Source organism: Bacteroides sp. (genome assembly GCF_028690125.1).
Classification (GTDB): Bacteria; Bacteroidota; Bacteroidia; order Bacteroidales; family Bacteroidaceae; genus Bacteroides.
This window is the reverse complement of the sequence record NZ_JAQVBV010000115.1, coordinates 1-3,815: the sequence shown is the minus strand read 5'-3', so window position 1 is coordinate 3,815 and position 3,815 is coordinate 1. Positions and strand designations below refer to the sequence as shown.

Sequence of the window (3,815 nt, the reverse complement as noted above, 5' to 3'; positions counted from 1 at the left end):
AAATTATCCTTGACGTTGTTTATACTTAGGATTTTTCTTGTTAATAACATACAAACGGCCATTACGTCTAACGATCTTACATTCTGGCGTGCGTTTCTTTAATGATGCTCTTACTTTCATATCTTAATTTATTTATATCTAAACACAATTCTTCCTTTCGATAAGTCGTAAGGAGACATTTCAACTCTCACTTTATCACCCGGCAGGATTTTGATGTAATGCATCCGCATCTTACCGGAAATATGTGCAGTAATCTCATGTCCGTTTTCTAATTCAACACGAAACATTGCATTCGACAATGCTTCAACTATAACTCCATCTTGTTCTATTGCAGATTGCTTTGCCATACTATATTGCTTTATCTCCTAAAACTTCTTCAATGAATTTAAACGAAGACAAAATATCTGCTTCACCAGTTCCAACGGCCACTGTATGTTCAAAATGCGCCGCATATTTTCGGTCCATGGTTCTTACAGTCCATCCGTCACGTTCCATAATCACTTGTCTGTCTCCCAGTGTTATCATCGGTTCAATTGCAATGCAAAGCCCTCTTTTCATCAAGGTACCATAACCTCTTTTGCCATAATTAGGAACCTGAGGATCTTCATGCATCTCTTTACCAATGCCATGACCTACAAATTCACGTACTACACCATAAAAGTGAGATTCACAATAATGCTGAATAGCATATCCGATATCTCCAATCCTTTTGCCTTGTACCGCATTCTCAATGCCGATATATAACGCTTCCTTAGTAACCTTCAATAAATTACGAATGTCCTCGTCCACCTCACCTACACAAAAAGTATAAGCAGAATCACCACAAAAACCATTCATATAAGTTCCGCAGTCCACAGAAACAATATCACCGTCTTTTAAAACAACATCCCCTGGGATTCCATGTACCACCTGCTCATTAACAGAAGTACAAATTGAAGCGGGAAATGGTTCACCATATTGATTCGGAAATCCTTTAAAAGTTGGAGTTGCTCCATTATCTCTAATAAACTCCTCAGCAACTTTATCCAACTCACGTGTAGTAACACCTGGTTTCACCACTTTGGCAACTTCAGCCAATGTCTTACCGACAAGTAAGTTACTCTGACGGAGCAGTTCTATTTCATCTTCTGTTTTAAGAAATATCATTTCTAATAAAAGAATTAATATGCCGCTACACCAGCACGTCCCTTAATACGACCAGATTTTAGTAATCCATCATAATGTCTCATCAACAAATGACTTTCTACTTGTTGCAACGTATCAAGAACAACACCTACAAGAATTAACAAAGACGTACCACCGAAGAATTGAGCAAATCCGGCTTGTACCCCAAATACACCAGCAAACGCAGGCATAATAGCAACCAATGCCAAGAAGAAAGAACCAGGCAAAGTAATATGAGACATAATATCATCAATATACTCTGCAGTTTGTTTTCCTGGTTTGATTCCTGGGACAAAACCGTTATTTCTCTTCATATCCTCAGCCATCTGAGTTGGATTAATTGTAATTGCAGTATAGAAATATGTAAATAATATAATCATTACCGCAAAAACGAAATTATACCAGAAACTTGTATGATCAGTAAACGCATGCAAGAAACCACCTGCAGCATCATTACCATTGGAATAACCGATAAAAGCAATTGGAATAAACATAATTGCCTGAGCAAAAATAATAGGCATTACACCAGCAGCATTCACCTTTAAGGGAATATACTGTCTTGCACCACCATATTGCTTATTACCTACAATTCTCTTTGCATACTGTACAGGAATTTTTCTAGTACCTTGTACCAAAAGAATAGCAGCACCAATCACTAATAACAAGAATACTACTTCAATTATAAACATGATCAGTCCACCACTTTTATTCGTAACTCTAGAAACAACTTCCTGAATTAGAGCATCCGGAAAACGAGCAATAATACCAATCAAGATGATAAATGAAATACCATTACCAATACCTTTATCAGTAATTCTTTCACCAAGCCACAAAATAAACATACTACCTGCTGCCAAAATCACGGTAGAGGTAAACATAAACAGAGTCCAATCTAATGAAGCATTCAAGGAAGTGCCAGTCTGCGCCCTAAGATTGAGCAAATAAGAAGGAGCCTGAACTAACAATATAGCAATTGTCAAATAACGGGTATATTGATTCATCTTTCTTCTGCCGCTCTCACCCTCACGTTGTAGCTTTTGGAAATACGGTACAGCAATTCCTAACAACTGAATTACGATAGATGCAGAAATATAAGGCATAATTCCCAATGCAAAAATAGATGCATTAGAGAATGCTCCTCCAGAAAACATATTTAATAAGGCCAAAAGCCCTTCACTTGTTTGTTCGTGCAATTTTGTCAGCATAGCGGGACTAATACCCGGCAATACAACATACGAACCAAAACGATAAATTGCCACAAACAATATGGTGATGAGGATCCGCTGTCTCAGATCCTCAATCTTCCATATATTTTTTAATGTTTCAATAGCTTTTCTCATTGAATCAGAGTTTTACTGCACTTCCACCAGCAGCTTCAATAGCAGCAACTGCAGTCTTAGAGAATGCATGAGCTTCTACTTCTAGCTTATTAGTCAAAGTTCCGTTACCTAATACTTTTACCAACTGATTTGAAGAAATAAATCCTGCTTCAATAAAGTCATTCAAACCAACATTTACCAAATTCTTAGCTTCTACAAGCTTCTGAATAGTATCCAAGTTGATAGCTTTATATTCTACGCGATTAATATTCTTAAAACCAAATTTAGGTACCCGACGTTGAAGAGGCATCTGGCCACCTTCAAAACCAATCTTTTTAGAGTATCCAGATCTTGATTTAGCTCCTTTATGACCTCTTGTAGAAGTACCGCCTAAGCCAGAACCGGTACCACGTCCTATTCTTTTTCTTGTCTTAGTAGATCCCTCTGCAGGTTTTAAATTACTTAAGTTCATATTGTAATTCGTTTTTTTTATTCAACAAATAATTACTTAACAATGGTAACCAAGTGCTTTACTTTATCTACCATTCCAAGAATTGAAGGAGTACTTTCGTGCTCAACCACACGGTTCAGTTTACGAAGTCCCAGTGCATCGAGAGTTCTTTTTTGATCAGCCGGAGCACCAATTCTACTTTTAACTTGTTTAATCTTTATAGTTGACATATCTCCTCCTTTATCCTCTAAATACTTTTTCAACACTAATACCTCTATTCTGAGCAATCATTCTAGCATCACGCATTTCACTCAAAGCTTCAATCGTAGCTTTAACAAGATTATGCGGGTTTGAAGAACCTTTTGATTTTGCCAAAACATCAGTAATACCAACACTCTCCAACACAGCACGCATAGCACCACCTGCTACAACACCAGTACCATGAGATGCTGGTTTGATAAATACTTCAGCACCACCAAATCTAGCTGATTGTTCGTGAGGAACAGTACCTTTTAAAACAGGTACTCTAACCAGATTCTTTTTAGCTGATTCAACGCCTTTAGCGATAGCAGCTGTTACTTCACCTGCTTTACCAAGTCCCCAACCGATAATTCCTTCTTCGTTACCTACAACAACGATTGCAGAGAAACTAAAAGTTCTACCACCTTTGGTAACTTTAGTAACACGATTAATAGCAACCAATCTATCCTTCAGTTCTATATCGTTAGTAATCTTAACTCTATTATTAACTCCAGCCATAATGATTAAAATTTAAGTCCACCGTTACGAGCAGCATCAGCTACTTCTTTTACTCTCCCATGATATAAGTAACCATTACGGTCGAAAACAACAGTTGTAATACCTGCTTCCTGAGCCTTTTT

Annotated in this window: 8 protein-coding genes; all 8 read right to left on the bottom strand. The window is 37.4% G+C overall.

Annotation, left to right across the window (positions count from 1 at the left end; all coding sequences use genetic code 11):
* Nucleotides 1–3: 3 nt before the first annotated feature.
* A complete protein-coding gene (gene ykgO / locus PHO71_RS25525) occupies nt 4–120 on the bottom strand; it encodes a type B 50S ribosomal protein L36 (protein ID WP_002558051.1) in 117 nt (38 codons plus the stop codon).
* 8 nt (nt 121–128) lie between these two features.
* A complete protein-coding gene (gene infA / locus PHO71_RS25520) occupies nt 129–347 on the bottom strand; it encodes a translation initiation factor IF-1 (RefSeq protein WP_002558052.1) in 219 nt (72 codons plus the stop codon).
* A 1-nt stretch (nt 348) separates the two neighbouring features.
* Complete coding sequence (gene map / locus PHO71_RS25515) at nt 349–1,146, bottom strand: type I methionyl aminopeptidase (RefSeq protein ID WP_300208997.1); 798 nt, start codon at nt 1,144–1,146, stop codon at nt 349–351.
* A gap of 14 nt (nt 1,147–1,160) precedes the next feature.
* On the bottom strand, nt 1,161–2,504 hold the full coding sequence (gene secY, locus PHO71_RS25510) for a preprotein translocase subunit SecY (RefSeq protein ID WP_300208996.1): 1,344 nt from the start codon (nt 2,502–2,504) through the stop codon (nt 1,161–1,163).
* Nucleotides 2,505–2,508: 4 nt separating this feature from the next.
* A complete protein-coding gene (gene rplO / locus PHO71_RS25505; protein ID WP_300208995.1) occupies nt 2,509–2,955 on the bottom strand; it encodes a 50S ribosomal protein L15 in 447 nt (148 codons plus the stop codon).
* A 32-nt stretch (nt 2,956–2,987) separates the two neighbouring features.
* On the bottom strand, nt 2,988–3,164 hold the full coding sequence (gene rpmD, locus PHO71_RS25500) for a 50S ribosomal protein L30 (protein WP_002558056.1): 177 nt from the start codon (nt 3,162–3,164) through the stop codon (nt 2,988–2,990).
* Nucleotides 3,165–3,174: 10 nt separating this feature from the next.
* A complete protein-coding gene (gene rpsE, locus PHO71_RS25495) occupies nt 3,175–3,693 on the bottom strand; it encodes a 30S ribosomal protein S5 (RefSeq protein ID WP_025075452.1) in 519 nt (172 codons plus the stop codon).
* 5 nt (nt 3,694–3,698) lie between these two features.
* On the bottom strand, nt 3,699–3,815 hold a 117-nt coding region (locus PHO71_RS25490; protein ID WP_300208998.1), incomplete at its 5' end, for a 50S ribosomal protein L18.

Bases quoted from the DNA above. Each gene is read 5' to 3' on its own strand.
- ykgO (WP_002558051.1), bottom strand. From the start codon at position 120: ATGAAAGTAAGAGCATCATTAAAGAAACGCACGCCAGAATGTAAGATC.
- infA (WP_002558052.1), bottom strand. From the start codon at position 347: ATGGCAAAGCAATCTGCAATAGAACAAGATGGAGTTATAGTTGAAGCA.
- map (WP_300208997.1), bottom strand. From the start codon at position 1,146: ATGATATTTCTTAAAACAGAAGATGAAATAGAACTGCTCCGTCAGAGT.
- secY (WP_300208996.1), bottom strand. From the start codon at position 2,504: ATGAGAAAAGCTATTGAAACATTAAAAAATATATGGAAGATTGAGGAT.
- rplO (WP_300208995.1), bottom strand. From the start codon at position 2,955: ATGAACTTAAGTAATTTAAAACCTGCAGAGGGATCTACTAAGACAAGA.
- rpmD (WP_002558056.1), bottom strand. From the start codon at position 3,164: ATGTCAACTATAAAGATTAAACAAGTTAAAAGTAGAATTGGTGCTCCG.
- rpsE (WP_025075452.1), bottom strand. From the start codon at position 3,693: ATGGCTGGAGTTAATAATAGAGTTAAGATTACTAACGATATAGAACTG.